Source organism: Leucobacter sp. GX0328, from assembly GCF_053567315.1.
This window is the reverse complement of record NZ_JBSGPC010000001.1, coordinates 1,737,488-1,761,808: the sequence shown is the minus strand read 5'-3', so window position 1 is coordinate 1,761,808 and position 24,321 is coordinate 1,737,488. Positions and strand designations below refer to the sequence as shown.

Sequence of the window (24,321 nt, the reverse complement as noted above, 5' to 3'; positions counted from 1 at the left end):
CCGAGCACTCCGACGGGCCGGTGCACGGTCACGGGCCGGTGGGCGGCGGATCAGGCGCCGAGGCGCCGCTGCCGCGTCGAGTAGTCGCGCAGGGCGCGCAAGAAGTCGACCTCGCGCAGGTCGGGGTAGAGCGCCTCGACGAAGTAGAACTCGGAGTGCGCGGACTGCCAGATCATGAAGTCGGAGAGGCGCTGCTCGCCCGAGGTGCGGATGACGAGGTCGGGGTCGGCCTGCCCGCGCGTCCACAGGTGCTCGCCGATCTCCTCGGGGGTGAGGCGCTCGGCGAGGGTGTCGATCGTGCCGCCTTCGGCCTGGTGCTCCGCGATCACGCTGCGCACGGCCTCCGCGATCTCGCTGCGCCCGCCGTATCCGACCGCGAGATTCACGTGCAATCCCGTATGGCCGGCGGTCTTCTCCTCGGCTGCGGCGAGCGCGCTCACGAGCCCTTCCGAGAGACCCGCGCACGAACCGACGTGCTTCACTCGCCAGTGCTCGTTCTCGGAGAGCTGCTCGGCGAGCTCGCCGATGATGCCGAGCAGGTCGTCGAGCTCCTGGCGATCCCTGGCTCTCAGATTGTCGGCCGAGAGCAGGTAGAGGGTGACGGTGCGCACGCCGGCCGCTTCGGCCCAGCCGAGCAGCTCGGGCACTTTGCGGGCGCCGGCGCGATGCCCGTAGGCCGCCCGCTCCTGCAGCCGCTGCTTCGCCCAGCGCCGGTTGCCGTCGACGATCATGGCGATGTGCTGCGGCACGCGGCCCGGGTCGATCTCGCGGCGCAGCCGTCGCTGATAGAGCCGGTAGAGAAAACCGGTGCGCGGCGTCGACTGCTCAGCTGTCACTCTCAGAGTGTATCGCCCGCGGGCTGCGCTGCTGCCCTGCGTCGCCCGCGCGCGAACCTGGTGAGACCCTACATATATGCACCGCTGGGACTGTGGCCTCCATACACTCGAGGCATGACCCCACGCGGCAGCACCGATCACGATGGCCCCCGGCGCGATCGCGCCGATCACCTCGGCTCCGACCGATCGGGCACCGCCCCCGACCCCCTCTCGCTGCCGCTGCTCGACGATGCGCTCGAACAGCGGGAGACGGTCGAGGCGAAGCCGCGCTGGCGCGGCTGGATCCATACCGGCATGTTCCCGATCACGATCGCCGCCGGCATCGTGCTCATCTGCCTCGCGCACGGCCCGATCGCGAAATGGGCATCGGCGGTCTACATGCTCTCGAGCATGCTGCTCTTCGGCGTCTCGGCGCTCTACCACCGCTTCAACTGGAAGCCGCGCACGAAACTCGTGTTCAAACGCCTCGACCACGCGAACATCTTCATCCTGATCGCGGGCACCTACACGCCGATCGCCCTGCTCGCCCTGCCGCTCGACCAGGGCGTGCTGCTGCTCGTGCTGGTGTGGGTGGGGGCGCTCGTCGGCATCGGGTTCCGCGTCTTCTGGGTCTCGGCGCCGCGCTGGCTGTACGTGCCGCTGTACGTGCTGCTCGGGTGGGCGGCGGTCATGTTCCTCGTCGACATCTACCGAGCGAGCCCCGCAGCCATGGTGCTCATCATCGTGGGCGGTCTGCTCTACACCTTCGGCTCGGTCGTCTACGGCTTCAAACGCCCGAACCCGGTGCCGGGCGTGTTCGGGTTCCACGAGATCTTCCACGCGCTCACCGTGCTCGCGTTCCTCTGCCACTGGACGGCGGCGCTGCTCGTCGCGCTCGACCCCGTCTACCTGCGGTAGCCTCACGCTGTGATCCCTGGGGATCCGCACCCCTGCCTCTCTCGCCCCCTCGTTCGCGTGGAGCCCGGTGCACCACTGGAGCCCTCGGGGCGGTGAACCGGGCTCCACGACTTCGGAGACGCGCGGGCGCGACGGGCAAAGTAGGCGCAGTGGGCGCGGGAGTCGTTCTCAGCCGAGGCCGAAGCGAACGACGGTGCGGGCGACCCAGCGCTCGAGCAGCTCCTCGCCATGGCGCGCGAGGTCGGGCCCGAGCTGCTCGAAGATCTCGGCGCTGATCAAGCCGATGAGCCCGGTCCAGGCTTCGATCGCGTCGGCGGCGAAGCCAGGCGCCTCGAACGCGAGCCGCGCGAACTGCGGGAACGAGTGCTGAGCGTCGAGATCCGCCACTCCCGCGGCGAGCACCGACGCGAGGGCCGGACTCACCCGCGGGCCGTCGGGGTCGCGTCTCGCGGCGCTCCCGCCGGCGAGCGCCCCCACGAACATCGCCATGACGCGCGTGCCGGGCGAGGTCGTCTCTCCGGCAGGCGCCTCGTAGCCGGGCACCGGCGATCCGTACAGTAGCGCCCACGATGCCGGCTGGGCGATCGCCCACTCGCGCATGGCCCGTGCGAGTCGCCCGAGCCGCGTCGCATCGTCGGCGCCGGCGGGGCCCTCCGGCCGCAGCCCGACGTCGATGCCGGCTTCGACGTGGCGGGCGAGCTCGGTGTAGGCGTCGACGACGAGCAGCGTGAGCAGCGCGTCGCGGTTGGCGACGTGCCGGTAGATCGCCGACGACGCGACGCCGAGGCCGCGGGCGATCTCCCGCACTGAGAGCGCCGCGGCTCCCTTCTCCGCGAGCTGCGCCCTGCCGTGCCGCACGATGCCCGCGCGCATCAGGGATCGCGCTTCTGCGTGCGTGCGACGTGGGCGATCCATGGCTTCATGATGCCAGCGTCGGGCTGCTCGCGCAATTCAGAGATCACTGCTCTTGATTTTGTCGAGCCCTTCACGTAGATTCGTTCTCGAAATTCAGAGAGCACTGATCACAGAACATGGAGCACCATGCACTATCTCATCACTGGAGCCGGGCAGATCGGACGCCAGCTCGCCGCCGACCTCTCCGGGAGCGGACACGACGCGACCATGCTCCGGCGCGGCACGGGAGCGGTGCCCGGGGCACGAGTCCGCTCGGGCGACGCCGGGGATCGAGCGGAACTGCGGGACGCAGCATCCGGGGCCGCCGCGATCCTCCACTGCATCCACGCGCCGTACTCCGCCCGCGCCTGGCGGCAGCAGCTGCCGCAGCGCGAACAGGCGGTCATGGATGTCGCCGCAGAACTCGGCATTCCGGTCGTCTTCCCCGAATCGGTCTACGCGTTCGGGCACGGCGCCCGCCACCTCGCCGAGTCGTCTCCCATCGCACCGGTATCCCCGCTCGGAGAAGTGCGCGCCGAGCTGCTCGCGGCGCGGGCCGAACATCCGGCGCTGACCGCTTCGGTGGTCGCCTCCGACCTCGTCGGCCCGACGGCCGTCGCGCAGTCGTCGGCGATCGTCGCGACCGTGCTCGCCCCTGCGGCCACCGGGCGGCGGGTCTGGGCGATGGGCGATCCCGATGCCCCGCACGCGGTGACGTCGATCCCTGACCTCGCCCGCGCGCTGATCGCCGCGATCGCGCTCGCAAGCGCCGACGGTACGGTGCTCACCGCCCCGACACCCGCCGCCCGATCCCAGCGCGACATGGCGCGCGACGCCGCTCGCACGAACGGGTCGAGCGACCCGACCGTGAGCCCGCTCCCCCGCGCGATACTCGCTGCGGGCGGCATCGTGTCGCCCATGCTGCGCGAACTCGCGCGACAGCACTACCTCTGGGCCGCGCCGAGCGAGATTCGCCCCGGGCGCCTCACGACCGAGCTCGGCCTCGCGCCGACGCCGTGGGACCGCACGCTCGCGGAGTGGCACGCGGCGCGCTGAGCCCGGCCCGGCATTCCTCACAGGAGCAGACCCCGGTACTGCCGTGGAGCCTGAGGCACCACCGGAGTGCGCCGATCGGTGCGTGAGGCTCCACGACTCCGGATCGAGCACCCCGAGGGCCGGGCATCGAGTCGCCCCCCTATTCGGCCGCGAGCACCTCGAGCACCGCGGCGCCGTAGCGTTCGAGCTTCACCTGACCGATGCCCGAGATCGCGAGCAGCTGCTCGTCGTTCGTCGGCAGGTGCGCCGCGAGCGCGGCGAGCGTCGCGTCGCCGAAGACGACGTACCCCGGCACGCCCTGCTCCTTCGCCTCGGCAGCACGCCACGCGCGCAGCCGCTCGAAGACCTCGGCCTGCTCGGGCGAGAGCTCCGCCGCGGCGGCCGAACGCTTCGATCCCGATGCCTGCCGACCCCCGCCGCCCGCCCGCGTCATGACCTCCTCGCGCATGTGCACGGAGACCTCGCCGCGCTGCACCGCGAGCGCCTCGGGCAGCGGTGCGAGCACACCCCATTCTCCCCGGGCCTCGAGCAGGCCGGTCGCGAGCAGATGCCGCACGACCCCGCGCCACTGCGCCACCGACCACTCCTTGCCGATGCCCCAGGTCGACAGCTCGTCGAGTCGCAGCTGAGCGACGCGCTCGGACTGCACGCCGCGCAGCACGTCGATGTGCTGGCCGGCCGCGAAGGTGCGGTTCCGCTCGCGCTGCGTGCGCACGATCGTCGAGATGAGCATCTGGGACGGCGTCGTCGCATCCCACGTCTTCGGCGGGTTCAGGCAGACATCGCAGTTGCCGCAGCCCGCGGGCCGGCCCGAAGCATCGGGCGCCGATCCCTGGCCGAAATACCGCAGCAGAAAAGCGCGTCGGCACTCGACGCCCTCGCAGAGCGCCAGCATCGCATTCAGGTGCCGGGTCTGGTTCGCGCGCGTCGCCTGATCGCCGTCGCCCGACTCGATCATCTGCCGCTGCTGCACGACATCCTGCAGACCGTAGGCGAGCCACGCCTGCGACGGCAGACCATCGCGGCCGGCGCGCCCCGTCTCCTGGTAGTAGCCCTCGATCGACTTCGGCAGGTCGATGTGGGCGACGAAGCGCACGTCGGGCTTGTCGATGCCCATGCCGAACGCGATCGTCGCGACCACCACCACGCCGTCCTCCCGCAGAAAGCGGGTCTGCGCTTCGAGCCGCTCGTGCGCGGGCAGCCCCGCGTGGTAGGCCACCGCGTCGACCCCGGCCTGGCGCAGCGCCGCAGCAGTCTGCTCGACCCGCTTGCGGCTCAGCGCGTAGACGATGCCCGCGTCACCGGCATGCTCGCCCTTCACGAACGAGATCAGCTGGGCGCGCGCGTTCTGCTTCGAATCGATGCGGTAGCGGATGTTCGGGCGGTCGAAGCTCGATACGAAGTGCTGCGCCTGCTCCAGGTGCAGCCGCTCCGTGATCTCGCGGTGCGTCTCGGGGGTCGCGGTCGCCGTCAGGGCGATGCGCGGCACATCGGGCCAGTGCTCCGCGAGCGCGCCGAGTCGCAGGTAATCGGGCCTGAAATCGTGGCCCCACTGCGACACGCAGTGCGCCTCGTCGATCGCGAAGAGCGCGATGCGGCCCCGCTCGAGCAGCTCGACCGTGCCCGGGGCCGCGAGCCGCTCGGGGGCGAGGTAGAGCACGTCGAGTTCGCCGGCCGCGTAGGCGCGCTCGACCTCGCGGCGCTCATCGAGGCTCAGCGCCGAATTGAGCGCGGCCGCACGCACCCCGGCGAGTCTCAGCGCCGCGACCTGATCGTGCATGAGCGCGACGAGCGGTGACAGCACGATGCCCGTGCCCTCGCGCACGAGCGACGGGATCTGGTAGCAGATCGATTTGCCGCCGCCGGTCGGCATGAGCACGACCGCGTCGCCGCCCGCGATGACGCGGCGCACGATCTCCTCCTGCTCGCCGCGGAAGGAGTCGTAGCCGAACACCTCGGCGAGCACCTCGCGCGGGTCGCGGCCGACGTAGCTGCCGACGCTCATCGAAAGCTTCCGCCTACTGCTGAGGGGTCGCGGGGTTCCCGGGGCGCTCCGGACTCCCGGATCCCTCGGGGTCCTCGGGGCCGTCGGGGCCCTCGGCCGAGGCACCGGACGCACCCTCGGAACCGGCAGTGCTCGCGTCGCCCGCCGCACCTGCCGCGCCCGCCGCCGCGTCGCGCTCGGCCAGTTCGAGCGCGATCTGCTCGCGCGCATCATGTCGGTACTGGTTGCGACGGAGCTTGCGCACGAGCAGGAACCCGAGCCCGATCACGAGCAGCGCGAAGAGCCCGGTGACGAGGAAGCCCGCCACCCCCGGCGACACGATGTTCGGGTCGAACTCGGTGTCCTCCTCCGCAAGCTTCGCCGCCACGGTCCACACGCTCAACGGCATGCTCATGCGTTCTCCTCCTCGATCCCCTGGAACAGGTCTGCTTCGAATGCGCTCGTCGCCACGCGCGACGCCGCCAACCGGTAATCCTCGAACGGCCACGCCTCGCGCTGCAGCTCGTTCGGCCAGAAGAAGAACGGGCTGTCGGGCGGCACCTGGCTCGCGTGCGCGCGCAGCGCTGCGTCGCGGCGCTCGAAGAATCGGCCGACCTCGATCTTCGCCGTACTATCGGAGGGGCGCAGCGAGAACCGCTCAGCCAAGTCGGTGAACTGGCCGATGAGCGGCGACTCGGGGTCGCGCTCCTGCAGAGTCTCGAGCATGCGGCTGATGCGATCGGCGTTGAAGATCGACTCGTAGTACATCTTCTTGATGGTCCACGGCGCGCCCGCTTCGGGGTAGCTCTCCGCATCGCCCGAAACCTCCCAGGCCAGCTTCGAGATCTCGTGGCAGCGGATGTGGTCGGGGTGCGGGTAGCCGCCCTGCTCGTTGTACGTGATCATCACATGCGGGCGGAACTCGCGCACCACGCGCACGAGGGCCTCGGCCGACACCTCGGTCGGAATATCTGCGAACGACCCGGCAGGGATCGCTTCCCCCTCATCGGGCAGCCCCGAATCCTGGTAGCCGAGCCAGCGGTGCTCGAAACCGATGATGCCCTGCGCGCGGGCCATCTCATCGCGGCGCAGGCCGGCGAGATCGCGGCGGCTCTTCGGATCGCGTGCGACGAGGTCGTTGAGCACGTCGCCGCGCTCGCCGCCGGTGCAGCTGACGATCAGCACTTCGGCGCCCGCATCGAGGTAGTGCGCGTACGTCGCGGCTCCCTTGCTCGACTCGTCGTCGGGGTGCGCGTGCACGGCGATCAGCCTGAGCGTCATTCGCGTCCTTTCACAAGTGCCTCCCGGGCGACCCCGATACGCTGGCACAGGCATCAAGTCTACCCAGCACACTTCGGAGGTTTCCGTGTCGGAGGCGCATCCCCCCGTTTCGGGCGCTTCGGCGACGCACGACCTCGACGACCGCTACGGCACGCGCCGCAAGGGCCGCTTCGACCGGCGCTTCGCCTGGGCCGCCGCAGTGCTCATGGTGCTCGGCGGCGCCGGCTATCTCATCTGGAGCGGCTGGGAGCAGACGACTCAGATCGAAGCGCAGGACATCGCCTTCTCCGCCGCCAGCGACTCCGAGGGCACCGTCAAGTTCATGGTGAGCGGGCCCGCCGAGACTCCGATCGCATGCGCGATCGAAGCCCTCAGCCCGTCGAAGGCGACCGTCGGGTGGAAGGTCATCCTCGTGCCGGCGTCGGCCGAGCGCTCCCACACGATCACCACGCGCATCTTCACGACGACGCCCGCGACCGCCGGTTACGTGAAGGAGTGCTGGGCCGTCGAAGCCGCGTAGCCCCGCGCGGCTCCACGGTTTTCCCGGCCGCACCTGCTAATCTGAGGCGACGCCCTGAGGTTCTCAGGGCGTTTGCGTTACCCGCCCCTGCGGCCTGACGCAACGGACCCACACGGAAACGAGGAGCACCGATGGCCGAGCCTGCACAGACCTGGTTGACGCAGGAAGCCTTCGATCGTCTGCAGACCGAGCTCGATGAGCTCTCGGGCCCCGGACGACGCGACATCGCATCCCGCATCGAAGCGGCGCGCGAAGAGGGCGACCTCAAGGAGAACGGCGGCTACCACGCCGCGAAAGACGAACAGGGCAAGATGGAGGCACGCATCCGGGACCTCGAAGAACTGCTCAAGCACGCCGTCGTCGGCGAAGCGCCGCAGGCGAGCGGCATCGTCGAGATCGGCACCGTCGTCACGGCCGAGATCTTCGGCGACGAGGAGCGCTTCCTGCTCGGCAGCCGCGAGCTCGCCGACGGATCGGACCTCGACGTCTACAGCGCGGACAGCCCGCTCGGTCTCGCGATCATCGGCATGAAGATCGGTGAAGAGGCGAGCTACGAGGCCCCGAACGGCAACCGGATCCCCGTCAAGATCCTCGCCGTGGAGACCTACGCCGGCTGACGCCCCGGCAGATCGCGAGAGGCCACTTCCGACGCTGTCGGGGGCGGCCTCTCGCGATTCTCGCTTCGCGCCGTGCGCTCGTTCGGATGTGAGCGCTCGTTCGGATCTTCCGGCCGCTGTTCGTCCGAATGAGCTCGCAAATCCGAGCGAGCTAACGGCAGGGCACACCGCCGGCCGCAGTGGCGGCCGCGAGCGCCACGGCGCGACACTGCGCGTCGCACTTCTAGTAGCGCTCCACCCCGCGCAAAGCTCCGTGGGCCGGCCGCTGTAGCGGCCGCGAGCGCCACGGCGCGACGCTGCGCGTCGCGCTTCTAGTAGCGCTCGCCCACCCTGACGGTGTAGCCGGCATCGCGCAGCGCCTGCGCCACCGCATCGCCGTGCGCGTGGCCGCGGGTTTCGATGTGCAGCTCGAGCTCGACCTCGCTGACCGGCAGCTCGGTCGCGTGACGGGTGTGAATCACTTCGACGACGTTCGCGTTCTGCTCGGCGACGATCGTGGCCGTGCGCACGAGCTGGCCCGGCACGTCGGGCAGCAGGATGCGCAGCTTCATGTAGCGGGCCGACGCCGCGAGACCGTGGCCGATGACGCGCTGCAGCAGCAGCGGGTCGATGTTGCCGCCCGAGAGCACCGTCGCGGTGACGCCCTGGGCCTTGACTTTGCCCGACAGAATCGCCGCGACTCCGGCCGCACCGGCGGGCTCGACGACGAGCTTCGCCCGCTCGAGCAGCATGACGATCGCACGAGCGATATCGTCGTCGCTCACCGTGACGATCTCGTCGACGTGATCGCGCACGATCGCGAACGTGAGATCGCCCGGCCGCGCCACGGCGATCCCGTCGGCGATGGTCGGCTTCGTCTGGATCGTCACCGGGTGACCGGCGTCGATCGACGGCTGGAAGGGCGCAGCGTTCTCGGACTGCACGCCGATGATGCGCATCGGCCGCCCCTCGCGCTGAGCCCGCAGCTTGGCCGCGAGCGCGACGCCCGAGATGAGGCCGCCGCCGCCGATCGGCACGATGATCGTCTCGACGTCGGGGCGGGTCTCCAGGATCTCGAGGGCGACCGTGCCCTGCCCTTCGATGACCGCGGGGTGGTCGAAGGGCGGCACCATGATCGCGCCCGTCTCCTCCACGAACTTCTTCGCCGCGACCTTGGTGTCGTCGAACGTCGCGCCCTCGAGCACCGTGTCGGCGCCGTAGCCGCGGGTCGCCTGCAGCTTCGGCAGCGCGACGCCGCGCGGCATGAAGATGGTGGCCTTGATGCCCAGCTCGCGCGCCGCGAAGGCGACGCCCTGAGCGTGGTTGCCCGCCGAGGCCGCGACGACGCCGCGGGCGCGCTCCTCCTCGGTGAGCTGCAGCAGGCGGTTGTAGGCGCCGCGCAGCTTGTAGGCGCCCGTGCGCTGCAGGTTCTCGCATTTCAGGAAGACCTGCGGTACATCGAGCACTTCGGCTAGATATCGTGACGACTCAAGAGGTGTGCGCTGAGTAATCTTGTGGACCACCCCGAGCGCGCGTTCGAAGTCTTCGAGAACGGGGGCACCCTCAGTCATCATCTTCCTTCCTTGCGCCGCAGACTTGCGACATGCTTTGCCCGGTTCCGGGCCCGTTGTGAGATCTTGTCGAGACGGTGGTACTCGGCGACGGGATCCGTGCCGGCCTCCCACTCTTTGCGGACCAGCGTGTTGACGATCGAGTTCGCCGCTGCGGCGAGCGGCACCGCGAAGAGGGCGCCCGGGATACCGGCGAGCAGCGCGCCGGTCGACACGGCGAGCACGACGCCCAGCGGATGCACGCGCACGGCGCTGCCCATCACGAGCGGCTGCAGCACGTGGCCCTCGATCTGATTGACGAGGATCACGACGCCGAGCATGATGAGGGCGTTCACGGGACCGTTGTAGACGAGCGCGATGAAGGTCGCGAGCAGTCCGGTCGTGATGGCGCCCAGGAACGGGATGAACGACCCGAGGAAGACGAGCACTGCGATCGGGATGGGCAGCGGCACTCCGAGCAGGGCCGCGCCGACGCCGATGCCGACCGCGTCGACGAAAGCGACGAAGATCTGCACGCGCACGTACTGGCCGACCGACACCCAGCCCGAACGGCCGGCCGCCTCGACCGGCGCGTGCGCGCGGGCGGGCAGGAAGCCGAGCACCCAGAACCAGATGCGCTTGCCGTCGATGAGCAGGAAGATCAGCGAGAAGAGCGTGAGCAGCATGCCCGTCACGAACTGGCCGGCAGAGGTCGCGACGCCGAGAGCGCCGTTCCAGATCTCGGACTGGTGATCCTCGATCGTCTTCATCAGCTGCGCGGTGAACGCGTTGACCTCGCGCACGTTGATGCCGAACGCGTTGTTCTCGATCGATTTCAGCAGCTCCCACCACACCTCTTCGGTGCGCGCGGCGAGATCGCCGAAGCCCTTGCGCAACTGCGTGACGATCAGCGCGACGAGCACGGTGACGCAGGCGATGAACGCGACGAGCGCGGTGACGACGCCGAGCCAGCGGGGCGCGCCGCGGCGCTCGAACCAGCGCACGATCGGCGCGAGCAGCGCCGTCAGCAGAATGGCGACGAGCAGCGGGATGACGATGATGCGCACCTGCACGATGAGCCAGAGCGCCCCCGCGCAGGCCATCCCGATGAGGATGAGGCGCCACGACCAGGCCGCGGCGACGCGCACGCCGAGCGGTAGCTCGTGCTCGGCGTTCACCGGCTCCCGGGGTGCGTCGTCGCTCGTTGCCTTCTCCACGGGATCATCCTAGCGAGCGGCGCGTACCGTTCTCTTCATGCGATTCGCAGCCGGGCGGCGCGTCACCAGAAGTGGAGGGCCGGAATGATGAGGAAGATGCCGACCAGCACGACGAGCACCGACAGGCCGAAGCAGATGTTCGCGGCGACGGTCGCCCACCGCGGGCGCCCCAGGTCGTCGACGTCGTCGTCCTCCTCATCGCGCGAGGGGCCGTTCGGTTCGTAGGTGCCGTCAGCCCGCGGCACGGGAGGCGCCGGGGTAGCGAGGAAGCGGATGCCGAGCGAGTAGAGCGCGACGACGAACACCGCGGCGAACAGCGCGGCGGCGAACACGAGGACGAAAGCCAGCCAGTCGATGTTCATCGGTTCCCTCCCTTCGCGCCGCGCTTCGCGGCCTTCTTCGCTGCAGCGGCCTCGGCGGCCGCGAGCTTCTCGGCCTCGCGGGCCGCGCGATCGTCGCGCACGGCCGACTGCGCGACCGAGGTCAGGTCGCCCGTGTCGAGCTGGCTCTTCTTGAGGCGGTTCTTGCGGATGCGCACCGCGTACCCCGACTCCGCGACATCGGGCACAGGGATCGCGTTGTCGGCGTCGACCTTGTTGCGGCTCGAGCGCCAGAAGATGAACAGGATGAAGGCCAGCCCGACGACGGCGTCGATGATGACGCCGACGGTGCCGAGGTGGGCGATCAGCGCGGCGACGGCGCCGACGATGCCCGAGGCCGGGAGCGTGAAGAGCCAGCCGAGGCCGATGCGGCCGACGGCGCGCCAGCGCACGCTCGAGCCGCGTCGCCCGAGGCCCGAACCGATGACCGAGCCCGACGCCACCTGCGTGGTCGAGAGCGCGAAGCCGAGATGGCTCGACGCGAGGATGGTCGCGGCGGTGCTGGTCTCGGCGGCGAAGCCCTGGGCCGGCTTGACCTGGGTCAGGCCCGCGCCGAGCGTGCGGATGATGCGCCAGCCGCCCGAGTAGGTGCCGATCGCGATCGCGAGGGCGCAGGCGATGATCACCCAGAGGTGGGGGCCGGTGCCCGGATCCTGCATATTCGCGGCGACGAGGGTGAGCGTGATGACGCCCATCGTCTTCTGCGCGTCGTTCGTGCCGTGGGCGAGGGCGATGAGCGAGGACGACGCGATCTGCGCGTAGCGGAAGCGCCCGCGGCCGTCCTTCTTGCCGTCGTGACGACGCGTGATCGCGTACGCGACGCGGGTGGCAGTGAAGGCGACGATGCCCGCGGTGAGCGGGGCAGCGACCATCGGGATGAGCACCTTCGACAGGAAGACGCCGCCGTTGACGGCGCTGATGCCGGCGCCGACGATCGCCGCGCCGATGAGGCCGCCGAAGAGCGCGTGCGACGAGCTCGACGGCAGACCGTAGAGCCACGTCACGAGGTTCCACACGATGGCGCCGATGAGCCCGGCGAAGATCATCTCGGGCGAGATCAGCACCCCGCCGTCGCCCTCGTTGATGAGGCCGCCCGAGATCGTCTTCGCCACCTCGGTCGAGAGGAAGGCGCCGACGAGGTTGAGGATGGCGGCCAGCAGAACGGCCGTCTTGGGCTTCAGCGCGCCGGTCGCGATGGGCGTGGCCATCGCGTTGGCGGTGTCGTGGAAGCCGTTGGTGAAGTCGAAGAAGAGCGCCAGTACGATGACCAGCAGCACGATGATGGTGAGTTCCACCGGCGTCTTTCGTTAGATACGGGCTCAGGGTCTAGGTTCGACACCTGCCACTCGAATTTCACGAACTGTTCAGCGAAACCCGTTGACACGCGCGCTATTCATGGTTCCACCTTGTCAGCACATGGTCAAGCCGAGCCCCGCGAGTTCACTCGGCGTTCACTTCACGCCGCGGCCCCAGCGACCGCTCGTAGACTGGCGGTACACGACCGCACGCACTCCGGCCCGACGGCCGGCGTTAGGAGCACCAGATGAGCACCCCAGAACTCGGCGATTTCACCCCGGCCGACGGCACCATCACGATGTTCTCGACCGAGTGGTGCGGCTACTGCAAGCGCCTATCGCTCATGCTGAACAAGACCGGCGTCGACTATACCGTCGTCGATATCGAGAAGACTCCGGGCACCGAAGAGCTCGTGAAGGCCGTCAACGGCGGCAATGCGGTCGTACCGACCGTCGTCTTCCCCGACGGCACGACCGCCACGAACCCGTCGCTGCAGGAGGTGCAGGCGCGGCTCAGCCGAAGTTGAGCCGCGCTTCGGCGTAGCGCGTCTCGGGCACCATCTTGAGGTGCCCGACCGCGCGTTCGAACGGCACCATCTCGATACGGTCGCCGTGCAGGCCCGCCATGGTGCCCCAGAGGCCCGCCTCCGCCGCATCGGCGGCCGCGATGCCCGACCGCGTCGCGAGCACCCGGTCGAACGCCGTCGGCGACCCGCCGCGCTGCACGTGCCCGAGCACGGTCGAGCGCGATTCGACGCCCGTGCGCTCCTCGATGAGCGAGGCGAGCACGTCGGCGACGCCGCCGAGCCGCGGCCGGCCGAACCCGTCGAGCCCGTCGCGCGTGACGGCCTGGTCGATGCCCTCGAACTTGAAGCCCTCGGCGACGACAACGAGCGACGAGCGGCCGCGATCCCTGACGCTCAGCACCCATTCGCAGATCTGCTCGATCGATTCGGGGAACTCGGGGATCAGGGTGACCTGCGCGCCGCCCGCCATGCCCGCGTGCAGCGCGATCCACCCGACGTCGCGGCCCATGACCTCGAGCACCATGCAGCGGCGGTGGGAGTCGCCGGTGGTGCGCAGGCGGTCGATCGCTTCGGAGGCGATGGAGACGGCCGTATCGAAGCCGAAGGTGTAGTCGGTGCCGTCGAGGTCGTTGTCGATGGTCTTCGGCAGGCCGACGACCGGGATGCCGGCCGCGGTGAGGAGGCTGCCGACGGTCTGCGTGCCGTTGCCGCCGATCAGCATGAACGCATCGATGCCGTATTCGGCCATGCGGGCGCGGATCTGATCGATGGTGACCTCGTCGCCCTGCTCGGTGAGGAAGGGCTGCACTCGGCTGGTGCCGAGCATGACGCCGCCGAGCGGCGAGAGCCCGCGCACGGCGGGGCGGTCGAGCGGAATGAGATCGCCCTCGTGGAAGCCGCGCCAGCCGTCCATGAAGCCGACCATCTCGAAGCCGTGCACCTCGACGGCGCGCAGCACGGCGCCGCGGATCGCCGCATTCATGCCCGGACTATCGCCACCTGAACAGAGAACGCCGATGCGCACTGGTCCCCCACTTCTTCACCATCGAGACGCGGATGTCCCGATAACCCATCCCATGCTAGCGATGGCGGTAACTATCCGAATAGATGCAATCGCGCCAACTTCGGGACCGAAGCTGCCAGGGGCGCGCTTCGGTCGGCGGTCCGGAGCGGGCCGGTGTCGAGCGCCCCGCCCGGCTCAGGCGGTCCGATCCCCCAGCGCGCCCTGCAGCACGCCCATGAGCGCGCGCAGCTGCACCGAATCCTCGTCCTCCTCGGGCGCCGCGGCGCCGTCGAGGGCGCGGGCCGCGAGACCGGCCTTGCCGTCGATGAGCTCGGCGATCTTCGCGTCGATCGTCTGGGCGGCGATGATGCGCCACGCGGTCACCGGCTCGTCCTGGCCGATGCGGTGCACGCGGTCGATCGCCTGCGTCTGCTCGGCGTCCGTCCAGCTGAGCTCGGCGAGCACCACGTTCGACGACGCCTGCAGGTTGACGCCCACGCCGGCCGCGGTCAACGAGCAGACGGCGACGGCGACGTCGGGGTCGTTGTTGAACGCGTCGATCTGCTCCTGCCGGAAGGCGGAGGTCTGGTCGCCGCGGATCGACACCGTCTTGAGCCCGGCCTCGGCGAGCTGCTGCTCGACCCGATCCATGACGTCGATGTGCTTCGCGAAGAACACGACCTTCCCGACCGAGCGGGCGAGCTGCGCCGCGTAATCCGCAGCGAGCCCGGCCTTCGCCTGACCGATCTGGCGCACCATCGTGAACACGTTCAGGCCGTCGGCCGAGGCGTTCGCCTCCTCGAGCTCCTGCGCGCACACCATGCGGATGATGGCGTCGTCGCCGAGCTTCTGGCCGAGCTTGCCGTTCTTGACGGCGGTGAAGCGGTCGACGAGCTTTCGCGCCAGTTTCGCCTCCGCGTCGCGGATGCCGCGGCCGAATTCGTCGTCGAGCTCGACGGGCAGGTCGACCACGCGCTTCGCGGGGAGGTCGGCGGCGACGTCGACCTTGCGCCGCCGCACGATGCCCATGTCGATGACGCTCTGGCGCGCTTCGGGGTAGAACGCCGGGTCGGCCGGGGTCCAGCCGTTGTTCTCGAGCTTCGCCATCAGCTCGGGGCCGGGCTTGTCGGCGTCGGTCCAGCCGAGGAAGCGCCAGATCGCCCGGAAATCGTCGATGTCGTTGATGAGCGGGGTGCCCGTGAGCGCGATGAGCAGCGGCGAGGCGCCCGGCGTGCGCTCGCGGATGCTCTCCGCGAGCCGCAGCACGTTGCGCGAACGCTGCGACTGCACGTTCTTGATCATGTGCGCCTCGTCGACGACCATGCCTTTGAAACCGAATCGCGAGATCCAGCTGAGGTGGCGGTCGAGAATCTCGTAGTTCACGACGAAGACGTCGGCGAAGGGATCGAGGCCCTGCCCGTCGCCGTGGATGACCGTGACGCGGCGCTGCGGGGTCCAGCGCTGGGCCTCGCGGGCCCAGTTCATCTTCACGACGTTGGGCACCACGACGAGCAGCGGGTAGGCGTCGGCGACGGAGGCCGCGAGCACCGACTGCGCGGTCTTGCCGAGGCCGGGCTCGTCGGCGAGCAGGAAGCTGCGATGCCCGTCACCGACGCTCGCGAGGAAACGGGCCTGGTGCGGCATGAGCTCGAGGCCCGCGGGCGCGAGGCGGTCGGGCACGGGCGGCTCGGGCAGCTCCATGCAGGCGGCCGCTCCGCCGCCCTGCTCGAACGCCTTCAGCATCGGCGAGAACAGCTCCCAGTTCGCGAGGCGCACGACCGGGGTCGGCTGCTTCGGCGGGGTGAGCACCGGGCTGAGGAAGGGGTTCGCGAGCATGCGGCCGTCGATGCCGGTCGGCTCGACCTGGCGCTCGGCGAGCTCGGGCGGCACGTAGGCCTGCACCGGCTTCGTCTCGGCCTCGGGCAGCTCGGGCAGCTCGATGCCGGCCTGGGTCAGCATCTTGCGCTTGAGCAGGCGGGTCGCATCGGTGATCGGGGCGGCCGGCTCGAGCAGCGTGATGAGGCTCGTGTCGCGCGCCGCGGTCTTCGCGAGGATCGCTGCGACGCCGTCGAGCCGCTTCAGCGTCTCGGCGCGCTCGGCCTCGCTCACGTTCTCGTCGGTCTTCACCCGTGCGCGTTCCTCGCGCATGAGCAGCGCGATGACATGGAACTTGGTGCGGCCCGCGGGCGAGGCCTTGCCGCGCTGCGCCGATGCTTCGACCTCGCGCACGGCGCGGGCGAGCAGCGGGATGATGCCCTCGTTGTGGCTGTGCTTACGACGCGCGCTCGCGCGTCCCTTCGCGCCCGAGTGGCGCGTGGCAGTGGTGGTTGCCAATGCGTCTCCTGATCAGAGTGGTTCGCCCCGGAGATCTCACCGGAACGAGAACGGCCTGCGACAGTGGGCCTGACACGTGAAATGCACGGGGCCGAAAAACAGCTGCGCGAAGCGCGACCTCCGACTAGTTTACCACTCTTCGGTCATGGCTCGGGTGCACAGGGATCGGGTTTGCCGCACATCGGCGTGCATCTGCTCGATCAGGCCTTCGAGGGAGTCGAACCGCACCATGCCGCGCAGCCGCTCGCCGAAGAAGACCTCGATGCGCTCGCCGTAGATGTTCTCCGAGAAATCGAGCAGGAACGCTTCGACCCGCGGTTCGCCGTCGGGCTCGAACGTGAGGTTCACGCCGACGGAGATCGCGGCGACGTAGCGCCGGCCGCCGACCTCGGCCCAGCCGGCGTAGACTCCGTCCGCGGGAATCAGCCCTTCGATACGCCCGCCCAGATTCGCGGTCGGGAAGCCGAGCTCGCGCCCGCGCGCGTCGCCGTAGACGACCTCGCCGCGCACAGCCGGCGGACGGCCGAGCATGCGCGCCGCCGCGGCGATGTCGCCGCCGGTGATCGCTTCGCGGATGCGCGACGACGACACCTGCTCGTGGTGCGGGCCGCGCACCCAGTCGACGACCTCGACCGCGAAGCCGAGGCGCTCCCCCATGCTGCGCAGCAGTGCGGCGTCGCCCGCGCCGCGATGGCCGAAACGGAAGTCGGCGCCGAGCACGATGAGCTTCGCCCGCAGACGGCCGACGAGCACCTCTTCCACGAAGCGTTCGGCAGGGATCGCCGCGACGCTCTCGTCGAACGCGATCATCGCGCAGGCGTCGATGCCAGCCGCTGCGAAGGCCTCGAGCCGCTGCTCGCGGCTCGAGAGCGCGGGCGGGCAGCTGCCGGGCCGCAGGAACGACAGCGGGTTGTTCGCGAAGGTGAAGACGACCGAGCTCAGCGGCGCCGCATCGCGCACCCGGTCGAGGATGGCGCGGTGCCCGCGATGGAGCCCGTCGAACTTGCCGATGGCGATGGCAGTGCCGTCGGGGAAGGCCGCGGGGTCGATCTCCTGGATCGTCTCGTAGATCTGCACTATGCGCCGCTCTCCTCGGTCGCGCGGCCGCTGCGCTTCAACCAGACGAGGCCGAGCACGGGCAGCACCAGTGGAATCAGCAGGTAGCCGCTGCCGAAGTGCGACCACACCGACGGGTGCGCGAACCACTGGGGCGCTGCGAAGCTCAGCACGCCCACCACGAGCACACCGCACAGTTCGAAGAACAGCGCGGCCCAGGCCACCCGGCGCCAAGCCCCGGAGTCGCTGCGGCGCCCTTTCACGAGCGCGATCGAGGCGACGATGTAGACGACTCCGGCGACCGCGGAGAGCGCGTACGCGAACGGGGCCTCATCGAACTTGCGCAGGATCTGGTAGACCGAGCGGAAGGTTGCGGCGAGCGCGAGGACGATGTAGACGGCGACGAGCACGCGACCGAGACCGCCGATGCGATCGTGCGCTGCCCCGGGGGTCGCTGCAGTGACCGGTTCTCGGAGTTCGGCGTCTGACACGCGCTCCAGTGTAGCGCGGGGCACCGTGGGCTTCGCTCAGATGACTTCGGATGCCGGCGCTCCGGCGGGAGGGGTGCACGCCCTCGCACCGGAGCACCGGAGCGCCTGAACCGGCTCAGGCCGTGGCCCGCTGATCTTCGACGACGCTGCCGTCGGCGCGCTTCAGCGGCGAGGTGCTCCCGTCGGGCTCGATGCGGCCGTCGGTCGAGCATGCGTAGCCGTCGTCCTTCGGCTCCTTCGGGTCGATGAACATCGGGACGATCACCCACGTGCCGTCCTCGCCGTCGAGCGCGCGGCACATCAGCTCGGTCTTGTTCCGATCGATCACCAGGCGCAGCTCGGTCGCGTCTTCGAGGAAGGTGACATCGGTGTCGGAGTCGCCGGCGCCGAAGATCTGGCGTTCATCCGCCGGCGCCGGTTCGAACGCGGCCGCTCCCGTGACACCGAAGATCTCCTGATTGGCCCAGCAGCGCTTGCCGTCGATGTAGGTCATGACGCCGTCCTCGCCATCCGCAATCCCACCGCAGCCCTCGAGCGACGGCACGATCTTGCCGTCGGTCACCAGGTTGCGCACGCCGATCGCATGCTCTGCATCGATACCGACCTCATCCGCCCACGCGAGCACTACCGGCTCGGCGGATGCCGAAACGATCCACGGTTCGATGCCGTCCTCCTGCATCGCACCGATGAGATCCTTGATCTGCGGGTAGACGCGCACATAGCCGTCCACCTCGGTCGTGCCGACCGTCCATCCGGCACCCACCTCCTCCGCGAGCAACGCGCTCTTCGCCTCCGTCGCCAGCCCCTGCGCCTCCTCCGGGGTGTACCCCGACAGGAGCGCGGCGCTCCAGGCGTAGGCCGCGTTGATGCGTCGCGCGTCGTACCCCTCGAACGCCGTCTCCCCCGACGTCGTCTCGCCGTCGAGCACCGCGACGAGCTCGTCGGCGCAGACCGCGTTGCTCGAGGTGGGCAGCGGTGCGCCCGCAGGAGTATCGACGCCGCATGCCGCGCTGAGCGCCGACGCCGCCGCCGCTGTCAGGTACCGGCTCGTCGTGCTCCAATCCTGGCCTGCGGGCTGCAGCACCTTGTCGTGGTTGATCATCCAGTAGTTCGTGCCGTAGCCGATGTCGTTCTTCACGACGGTGTTATCCCAGTCGAAGATGGCGACCGGTTCCGCCGTATCGCTGCTCGATCCCCCGTCGTCGGCGCACGACCCCTGCGTCGTGAGCATCTCGTCAAGGGCTTCCCGTGCGTTGTCGGGCCATTCGATCTTCGGATCGAGCGTGCGGCATTCGGAGCCGGGAGCTGCCTGCATCGCGTCGTTCTGAGTCGGGCTCGAACAGGCGGCGAGCCCGGTGATCAGCACGGCCGCCGCTCCGAGAGCGATCAGTGGGCGTGTGGAGTGTGGCATGTGTATCCTTACTGCCGAGACGCCTTGCGCGCGTCTCGGCCTCGTCGTTGAGGCACAGCAAATCTAATGGTCTTTTTTTGGACCATTAGATTGCCCACGTTCCCACTCCCGCCGATCGCTGTCAAGAGCGGCGCCGCAATTCGCAGACTTTCGCCCAGACTACGAACCGGGGCGGCTCACCTCGTCGCACCGGTGCCCGATGCGCCGTCTACCCCCAGATGACGAGCATGCGGTACGTCATGACGGCGACCGACAGGTTCACCACGACCAGCACCAGGTTCGCCCAGCGCGAGCGGTCGATGAGCGCCCAGAAGACCGCGGCGACGGGCAGCAGGAAGGCGACGATGAGATACATCCAGAACTCGAGCGGGTCGCCGGCCGGCTCGTTGCCGGCGAACGGGGCCGCGATCGAGATGACGATCTGCACGAGCAGCAGCAGCGCCCCGACGAGCGTCGCCCCAAGCGTGTAATCGTTCGGCGGCTGCTTGCGCAGCGCCATGACGAGGCACAGCACCGCCGCCGCGACACCGACGACGATGACGACCGCCGCGAACCAGGCGATCACCGCGCCGCCTCGGGCCCGCCGACGGGTACCGGGAAGTTCGTGACGACGCGCGTGCGCCCCTTGCGCACTTCGACGAGGCCCACGAGCCGACCGTCGGGCGCGATCGCCGCCACGAGCGGCGCATCCCGGTGCTCGCCGACCTCGAGACGCTTGCCGTTGCCGAGGTCGACCGCCTGCTCGTCGGTGAGCGGCAGCTCCGGGAACAGCATGCGCGCGATCTCGGTGGGCGAGAACAGTCGACCGACACGCCCCTCCGCGAGGTCTGCGACAGGCGTCGCCCCGGACAGGCCGAACGGCCCGACCCGCGTGCGCCGCAGCGCGACGAGATGCCCGCCGACCCCCAGCCCCTCGCCGAGGTCGCGTGCGAGCGCGCGGATGTACGTGCCCGACGAGCACTCGACGATCGCATCGACATCGATCACGTCGAACGGCGTCTCACTGCCAGAAAGGCTCGCCGCTGCCACGAGCCGCGGCTCCTCGATCTCGAACGAGTGGATGGTCACCGGCCGCTTCTTCAGTTCGACCTGCTCGCCGTCGCGTACCCGGTCGTAGGCGCGCTTGCCGTCGACCTTGATCGCGCTGACCGCGCTCGGCGCCTGCTCGATGGCGCCCGTGAGGTCGGCGACGCCCGCTCCGATGCGCTCCGGATGCGCTGCCAGCTCCTCGACCTCGACGGGAGCCGCGATGTCGAGGATCGACCCCTCGCGGTCGTCGGTCACGGTCGAAGCGCCGAGCCTGATCGTCGTCTCGTAGGTCTTGCCGAGCCCCACCAGATGCGTCAGCAGCCGCGTCGCCGGGCCGACGCCGAGCACGAGCAGCCCCGTCGCCATCGGATCGAGCGTGCCCGCATGGCCGACCTTGCGCGTGCCGAGCGTCCGACGCGCCTTCGCGACGACGTCATGGCTCGTCCAGCCCTCCGCCTTGTCGACGAACAGTATCGCGCCCTGCTCGGGCGTTCTCGCAGCCTCGTGAATCACCCCACCAGCCTACGGCCTGGCCGGGCCGCGATCCTGACGCCGCCCGGGTACCGCGGCCGCACGGGCGGCCCCTGCACCGCCGCCCGGGAGCGCGGGCCTAGACTCGGGCTGATGGATGCGGAACGGATTGCGAGCGAGACGAACGACTGGTTCGCGCGAGAGGCGCGCGACCTCCCCTGGCGCTCCCCCGGCACCGACCCGTGGGGCGTGCTCGTCTCGGAGTTCATGCTGCAGCAGACCCAGGTCGACCGGGTGCTGCCCCGGTGGCTCGAATGGATGGAGCGCTGGCCGACGCCCTCCGCGCTCGCCGCCGAGGCACCCGGCGAAGCGGTGCGCGCGTGGGGCCGCCTCGGCTACCCCCGCCGCGCGCTCTGGCTGCACCGGGCCGCCGTCGAGATCGCCGAGCAGCACGGCGACCGCGTTCCCGCCGACGTCGAGCAGCTGCTCGCGCTCACCGGCATCGGCCCCTACACCGCCCGCGCAGTGGCCGCATTCGCGTTCGGCGAGCGCCACCCCGTCGTCGACACCAACACCCGGCGCGTGATCGCGCGACTGGTGCACGGCCGCGCCGCCGCAGGCATGCCCGCGCCCCGCGACCTCGACGACATGGAGGCGCTGCTGCCCGACGCCCCGGCCGCCGCAGCACGGTTCAACGCCGCCGCGATGGAGCTCGGCGCCACCGTCTGCACTGCCCGCGCCCCGCGCTGCGACGCATGCCCCGTCGCGGCGCTCTGCGAATGGCGCGGCGCCGGCTACCCCGACAACGCCCCCGCGAAGCGCCCGAAGCAGGCCAAGTTCGCGGGCAGCGACCGCCAGGTGCGCGGCCGCATCATGGCGAAGGTCCGGGCGACGAGCGGGGCGATCCCTGTCGAGACCGCGCTCGCCGCAGGTGCCGCGCCAGGCACGGCCGACCCCGCGCAGGCGCGCCGGGCCTACGATTCGCTCATCGCCGACGGGCTGCTCATCGAGCGCGCCGGCACCGCACGACTGCCCTGACCACGCCGCGCGCGACCGGCACTACTCGACGTCGTCGGCCTCGCGCGGCTTCACGTACGGGTCCGCCTCGCCCGCGTACTGGGCGCCGGCCGCGAGCTGCGCAGCCGCTTCGTCGCGCCGCTTCGCTTCGGCGAGCAGATCGTTCAGGTGCTGCGCGTTCTCGGGCAGCTCGTCGTGGATGAACTCGAGCGTCGGCGTGAGTCGCGTGCCGAGCTGCTTGCCGACCTCGCTGCGCAGCATACCGGTCGCGGCCTTCAGCGCGGCGGCCGAATCGGCCTGCTCCTGCTCGTCGCCGAACACGGTGTAGAAGACGCTCGCATGCTGCAGGTCGCCGGTCACGCGCACATCGGTGACGGTGACGAAGCCGAGGCGCGGATCCCTCAGCCCCTTCTCGAGACGCCTCGCGATGATCTGCTGGATGCGCTCGGCAACCTTGCCCGCACGTGGATTACTCATGCGTCCCAGCCTACCGTCGAACCGGCACCGGATTATCGCAACGCGGCGACGCAACGTGGCATGCGGGCGCGCATGCGCCTAACCTTGATAGGAACGGGATCACGCCCGCTCGAACACCCACCCGAGATTCGATCTCGTGATAGGAAGCACACACCATGACTTACCCCCCGCAGAGCCCGAACCCGCAGCCGCAGTATGCAGCCCCCGTCGGTGGCGTCGCGGGCCCCGGCGAGCCGTTCGACGGCGCGACCACCCCTGACGACCTCACCCGCCCGCTCTACGGCGCCAGCTTCGGCCAGGCCATCAAGCGCTTCTTCAAGAACTACGCGAACTTCAAGGGCCGCGCATCGCGCAGCGAGTACTGGTGGACGATGCTCTTCACCTTCCTCCTCGAGCTCGTGCCGCTCGTCCTCATCATGATCGGCGCCTTCAGCGTCGCCGGCAGCGCCATCTCCGGTTCGACCACCGATGTCTACGGCGAGACCACGCTCACCCCCGAGGCGGCCACCGCGGCAGGCGGCGGCGTGGCGGTCGCGATCGTCGGCTACATCCTGCTGGTCATCATCGGCCTCGCGATCCTCATCCCGACGCTGGCCATCAACTGGCGCCGCCTGCACGACGCGAACTTCGCGGGCCCGTTCTGGTTCCTGTCGCTCACCTCTGTCGGCGGCATCATCGTGCTCGTCTTCACGCTGCTCCCCCCGAAACCCGAGGGCCGTCGCTTCGACGCCCGCTAAGCGGCCCGGGGCCGACCGGGTGCGCTTCGGCAACCCGGTCGGCCCCGTCTCCCAGCCCATCACCGCAGGGAGAGGGATCGCCCCTCGCCCTTCACCCAACTCGATCAGGAAGCCAACACCGTGACGCTCCCCCCGAACCCCGACAGCCCCGATACGCCCGAGAACGCCTCGGGCACCCCTGCCGCGAACACGCCGGCGGCGAACCCCGAGCACTCGAACGCCGAGGCTCCGAACAGCCCGGCCCCGAACGGCGCGCAGCCGCCGGCTCCGGCTGCTCCGGCTGCTCCGCAGTACGCGGCGCCTCAGCAGCCGCCCGCTGCACCGCAGGCACCGCAGACCCCGCAGGCACCGCAGTACGGCGCACCGCAGGCACCCCAGTACTCGCAGCCCCCGGCTCCACAGGCGCCTCAGGCTCCGCAGTACGGCGCGCCCCAGCAGGGCGTTCCCCAGGCGCCGCAGGCCCCGCAGTACGGCTCGGCCTATCAGCAGCAGTACGCCGCACCGCAGTACGCGGCGGCCGCCTACGGCGCGACCCCCGGCCCCGGCGGCCCGTTCGACGGCGCGACGAGCGCCGATGATATGACCCGCCCGCTGTACGGTGCGAGCTTCGGCCAGGCCATCAAGCGCTTCTTCAAGGGCTACGCGAAGTTCAACGGCCGCGCGTCGCGCAGCGAGTACTGGTGGGCTTCGCTCTTCATCTTCCTGGTGCAGCTCATCCCGACCGCACTGCTGATGATCGGCATGTTCTGGTACTTCGGCTCGATGTCGACCGCCATGTACGACTACGACTACAGCAGCGATTACGGCCCCTCGATGGGCGGCGCTGCGGCCGGCGGCGCGATCGCGCTCATGGTCATCGGCGGCATCCTCGCCGGTATCGTCTGGCTCGGCACCGTGCTGCCGACGTTCGCCATCGGCTGGCGCCGCCTGCACGACGGCAACTTCGCCGGCCCGCTGTACCTGATCGTTCTGGGCAACTACATCCCGTTCGTCAACTACATCGCCTGGCTCGGCAGCATCGCAGTGCTCGTGCTGACGCTGATGCCGTCGAAGGCCGAGGGGCGCCGCTTCGACCAGCGCTGACCCCGCGCGCCGGCGCTGACCCCGGCATCCCCACTGCGGCCCGCCACGACTCGTTCGTGGCGGGCCGCAGTGCTGTTAGGACGCAGTGCAAGCCGGGAGCCCTGAGAGCGGCGCGCGCGGTGGCGGTGAGCGCGCGGTGAGCCCGGTGGCCGTGAACGCGCGGTGCCGTTACGCACCGG

25 protein-coding genes are annotated in these 24,321 nt (G+C 70.1%); 8 read left to right on the top strand and 17 right to left on the bottom strand.

What is annotated here, in order from left to right; translation table 11 throughout:
- Positions 1–50: 50 nt before the first annotated feature.
- Positions 51–836 carry an isoprenyl transferase gene (locus ACUYTF_RS07940; RefSeq protein ID WP_434144270.1) on the bottom strand — a complete coding sequence of 262 codons (786 nt, stop codon included), beginning with the start codon at positions 834–836 and terminating at the stop codon, positions 51–53.
- A 114-nt stretch (positions 837–950) separates the two neighbouring features.
- Here ACUYTF_RS07940 and trhA point away from each other — a divergent pair, with 114 nt between their 5' ends.
- Positions 951–1,733 (top strand): PAQR family membrane homeostasis protein TrhA, encoded by a 783-nt coding sequence (gene trhA, locus ACUYTF_RS07935; RefSeq protein WP_434144272.1) that lies wholly within the window; start codon positions 951–953, stop codon positions 1,731–1,733.
- 168 nt (positions 1,734–1,901) lie between these two features.
- Here the strand turns inward: trhA and ACUYTF_RS07930 are convergent, their stop codons facing one another.
- Positions 1,902–2,648, bottom strand: coding sequence for a WHG domain-containing protein (locus tag ACUYTF_RS07930; RefSeq protein ID WP_434144273.1), 747 nt, complete (start codon positions 2,646–2,648; stop codon positions 1,902–1,904).
- 126 nt (positions 2,649–2,774) lie between these two features.
- On the opposite strand from ACUYTF_RS07930, the gene ACUYTF_RS07925 reads away from it, so the two are divergent.
- A complete protein-coding gene (locus ACUYTF_RS07925) occupies positions 2,775–3,683 on the top strand; it encodes an NAD-dependent epimerase/dehydratase family protein (protein WP_434144275.1) in 909 nt (302 codons plus the stop codon).
- A 139-nt stretch (positions 3,684–3,822) separates the two neighbouring features.
- Here ACUYTF_RS07925 and recQ read toward each other — a convergent pair whose 3' ends face one another.
- Genes recQ through mca form a run of 3 tightly spaced genes read right to left on the bottom strand, consistent with a single transcriptional unit; the run spans position 3,823 to position 6,948 of the window.
- Complete coding sequence (gene recQ / locus ACUYTF_RS07920; RefSeq protein ID WP_434144277.1) at positions 3,823–5,688, bottom strand: DNA helicase RecQ; 1,866 nt, start codon at positions 5,686–5,688, stop codon at positions 3,823–3,825.
- Between the two features lie 13 nt (positions 5,689–5,701).
- A complete protein-coding gene (locus ACUYTF_RS07915) occupies positions 5,702–6,082 on the bottom strand; it encodes a hypothetical protein (protein ID WP_434144279.1) in 381 nt (126 codons plus the stop codon).
- Positions 6,079–6,948 (bottom strand): mycothiol conjugate amidase Mca, encoded by an 870-nt coding sequence (gene mca, locus ACUYTF_RS07910; protein WP_434144281.1) that lies wholly within the window; start codon positions 6,946–6,948, stop codon positions 6,079–6,081. The genes ACUYTF_RS07915 and mca overlap by 4 nt, the downstream gene beginning before the upstream one ends.
- Positions 6,949–7,033: 85 nt before the next feature.
- Between mca and ACUYTF_RS07905 the strand changes: the two genes are divergently transcribed.
- Both ACUYTF_RS07905 and greA read left to right on the top strand, forming a co-directional pair.
- Positions 7,034–7,468 (top strand): DUF4307 domain-containing protein, encoded by a 435-nt coding sequence (locus tag ACUYTF_RS07905; RefSeq protein WP_434144283.1) that lies wholly within the window; start codon positions 7,034–7,036, stop codon positions 7,466–7,468.
- A gap of 131 nt (positions 7,469–7,599) precedes the next feature.
- Complete coding sequence (greA, locus tag ACUYTF_RS07900) at positions 7,600–8,085, top strand: transcription elongation factor GreA (RefSeq protein WP_434144285.1); 486 nt, start codon at positions 7,600–7,602, stop codon at positions 8,083–8,085.
- A gap of 311 nt (positions 8,086–8,396) precedes the next feature.
- On the opposite strand, the gene ilvA is transcribed toward greA, so the two are convergent.
- The 4 genes from ilvA to ACUYTF_RS07880 form a co-directional block, all read right to left on the bottom strand.
- Positions 8,397–9,638, bottom strand: coding sequence for a threonine ammonia-lyase (gene ilvA, locus ACUYTF_RS07895; protein ID WP_434144287.1), 1,242 nt, complete (start codon positions 9,636–9,638; stop codon positions 8,397–8,399).
- Entirely contained in the window at positions 9,635–10,831 is a 1,197-nt protein-coding gene (locus ACUYTF_RS07890) for an AI-2E family transporter (RefSeq protein ID WP_434144289.1), read from the bottom strand. The genes ilvA and ACUYTF_RS07890 overlap by 4 nt, the downstream gene beginning before the upstream one ends.
- Positions 10,832–10,893: 62 nt before the next feature.
- Positions 10,894–11,193, bottom strand: a complete 300-nt coding sequence (locus ACUYTF_RS07885) for a hypothetical protein (protein WP_434144291.1) — start codon at positions 11,191–11,193, stop codon at positions 10,894–10,896.
- Positions 11,190–12,506, bottom strand: coding sequence for an inorganic phosphate transporter (locus ACUYTF_RS07880; RefSeq protein ID WP_434144293.1), 1,317 nt, complete (start codon positions 12,504–12,506; stop codon positions 11,190–11,192). Before ACUYTF_RS07880 ends, ACUYTF_RS07885 begins: the two co-directional genes overlap by 4 nt.
- A 248-nt stretch (positions 12,507–12,754) precedes the next feature.
- Between ACUYTF_RS07880 and ACUYTF_RS07875 the strand changes: the two genes are divergently transcribed.
- Positions 12,755–13,033, top strand: a complete 279-nt coding sequence (locus tag ACUYTF_RS07875) for a mycoredoxin (RefSeq protein WP_434144294.1) — start codon at positions 12,755–12,757, stop codon at positions 13,031–13,033.
- Here the strand turns inward: ACUYTF_RS07875 and ACUYTF_RS07870 are convergent.
- The 7 genes from ACUYTF_RS07870 to truB all read right to left on the bottom strand — a co-directional run bounded on the left by ACUYTF_RS07870 (position 13,020) and on the right by truB (position 20,870).
- The gene (locus tag ACUYTF_RS07870; RefSeq protein WP_434144296.1) at positions 13,020–14,057 is read right to left on the bottom strand and encodes an ATP-dependent 6-phosphofructokinase; all 1,038 of its coding nucleotides are present in this window, start codon (positions 14,055–14,057) and stop codon (positions 13,020–13,022) included. The two genes, ACUYTF_RS07875 and ACUYTF_RS07870, sit on opposite strands and share 14 nt — an antisense overlap.
- A gap of 174 nt (positions 14,058–14,231) precedes the next feature.
- Positions 14,232–16,370: an SNF2-related protein gene (locus ACUYTF_RS07865; protein ID WP_434144298.1), complete on the bottom strand. Its 2,139-nt coding sequence runs from the start codon at positions 16,368–16,370 to the stop codon at positions 14,232–14,234.
- 129 nt (positions 16,371–16,499) lie between these two features.
- Positions 16,500–17,447: a bifunctional riboflavin kinase/FAD synthetase gene (locus tag ACUYTF_RS07860; protein WP_434144299.1), complete on the bottom strand. Its 948-nt coding sequence runs from the start codon at positions 17,445–17,447 to the stop codon at positions 16,500–16,502.
- A complete protein-coding gene (locus tag ACUYTF_RS07855; RefSeq protein WP_434144301.1) occupies positions 17,447–17,917 on the bottom strand; it encodes a hypothetical protein in 471 nt (156 codons plus the stop codon). Before ACUYTF_RS07855 ends, ACUYTF_RS07860 begins: the two co-directional genes overlap by 1 nt.
- 115 nt (positions 17,918–18,032) lie before the next feature.
- Positions 18,033–19,328 (bottom strand): haloacid dehalogenase-like hydrolase, encoded by a 1,296-nt coding sequence (locus tag ACUYTF_RS07850; protein WP_434144302.1) that lies wholly within the window; start codon positions 19,326–19,328, stop codon positions 18,033–18,035.
- 208 nt (positions 19,329–19,536) lie between these two features.
- The gene (locus ACUYTF_RS07845; RefSeq protein WP_434144303.1) at positions 19,537–19,893 is read right to left on the bottom strand and encodes a hypothetical protein; all 357 of its coding nucleotides are present in this window, start codon (positions 19,891–19,893) and stop codon (positions 19,537–19,539) included.
- A complete protein-coding gene (gene truB / locus ACUYTF_RS07840; RefSeq protein WP_434144305.1) occupies positions 19,890–20,870 on the bottom strand; it encodes a tRNA pseudouridine(55) synthase TruB in 981 nt (326 codons plus the stop codon). Before truB ends, ACUYTF_RS07845 begins: the two co-directional genes overlap by 4 nt.
- Positions 20,871–20,981: 111 nt before the next feature.
- Between truB and ACUYTF_RS07835 the strand changes: the two genes are divergently transcribed.
- The gene (locus ACUYTF_RS07835) at positions 20,982–21,866 is read left to right on the top strand and encodes an A/G-specific adenine glycosylase (RefSeq protein ID WP_434144307.1); all 885 of its coding nucleotides are present in this window, start codon (positions 20,982–20,984) and stop codon (positions 21,864–21,866) included.
- Between the two features lie 21 nt (positions 21,867–21,887).
- On the opposite strand, the gene rbfA is transcribed toward ACUYTF_RS07835, so the two are convergent.
- Positions 21,888–22,322, bottom strand: coding sequence for a 30S ribosome-binding factor RbfA (gene rbfA, locus ACUYTF_RS07830; RefSeq protein ID WP_434144309.1), 435 nt, complete (start codon positions 22,320–22,322; stop codon positions 21,888–21,890).
- A gap of 155 nt (positions 22,323–22,477) precedes the next feature.
- Between rbfA and ACUYTF_RS07825 the strand changes: the two genes are divergently transcribed.
- Positions 22,478–23,059 carry a DUF805 domain-containing protein gene (locus ACUYTF_RS07825; protein WP_434144311.1) on the top strand — a complete coding sequence of 194 codons (582 nt, stop codon included), beginning with the start codon at positions 22,478–22,480 and terminating at the stop codon, positions 23,057–23,059.
- A 120-nt stretch (positions 23,060–23,179) separates the two neighbouring features.
- Entirely contained in the window at positions 23,180–24,142 is a 963-nt protein-coding gene (locus ACUYTF_RS07820) for a DUF805 domain-containing protein (RefSeq protein ID WP_434144313.1), read from the top strand.
- Positions 24,143–24,321: the final 179 nt, after the last annotated feature.

Excerpts from the sequence above, each read along its gene's own strand:
- trhA (WP_434144272.1), top strand. The coding sequence starts at position 951 with ATGACCCCACGCGGCAGCACCGATCACGATGGCCCCCGGCGCGATCGC.
- ACUYTF_RS07930 (WP_434144273.1), bottom strand. The coding sequence starts at position 2,648 with ATGGATCGCCCACGTCGCACGCACGCAGAAGCGCGATCCCTGATGCGC.
- ACUYTF_RS07925 (WP_434144275.1), top strand. The coding sequence starts at position 2,775 with ATGCACTATCTCATCACTGGAGCCGGGCAGATCGGACGCCAGCTCGCC.
- recQ (WP_434144277.1), bottom strand. The coding sequence starts at position 5,688 with ATGAGCGTCGGCAGCTACGTCGGCCGCGACCCGCGCGAGGTGCTCGCC.
- ACUYTF_RS07915 (WP_434144279.1), bottom strand. The coding sequence starts at position 6,082 with ATGAGCATGCCGTTGAGCGTGTGGACCGTGGCGGCGAAGCTTGCGGAG.
- mca (WP_434144281.1), bottom strand. The coding sequence starts at position 6,948 with ATGACGCTCAGGCTGATCGCCGTGCACGCGCACCCCGACGACGAGTCG.
- greA (WP_434144285.1), top strand. The coding sequence starts at position 7,600 with ATGGCCGAGCCTGCACAGACCTGGTTGACGCAGGAAGCCTTCGATCGT.
- ilvA (WP_434144287.1), bottom strand. The coding sequence starts at position 9,638 with ATGATGACTGAGGGTGCCCCCGTTCTCGAAGACTTCGAACGCGCGCTC.
- ACUYTF_RS07885 (WP_434144291.1), bottom strand. The coding sequence starts at position 11,193 with ATGAACATCGACTGGCTGGCTTTCGTCCTCGTGTTCGCCGCCGCGCTG.
- ACUYTF_RS07875 (WP_434144294.1), top strand. The coding sequence starts at position 12,755 with ATGAGCACCCCAGAACTCGGCGATTTCACCCCGGCCGACGGCACCATC.
- ACUYTF_RS07850 (WP_434144302.1), bottom strand. The coding sequence starts at position 19,328 with ATGCCACACTCCACACGCCCACTGATCGCTCTCGGAGCGGCGGCCGTG.
- ACUYTF_RS07835 (WP_434144307.1), top strand. The coding sequence starts at position 20,982 with ATGGATGCGGAACGGATTGCGAGCGAGACGAACGACTGGTTCGCGCGA.
- rbfA (WP_434144309.1), bottom strand. The coding sequence starts at position 22,322 with ATGAGTAATCCACGTGCGGGCAAGGTTGCCGAGCGCATCCAGCAGATC.
- ACUYTF_RS07825 (WP_434144311.1), top strand. The coding sequence starts at position 22,478 with ATGACTTACCCCCCGCAGAGCCCGAACCCGCAGCCGCAGTATGCAGCC.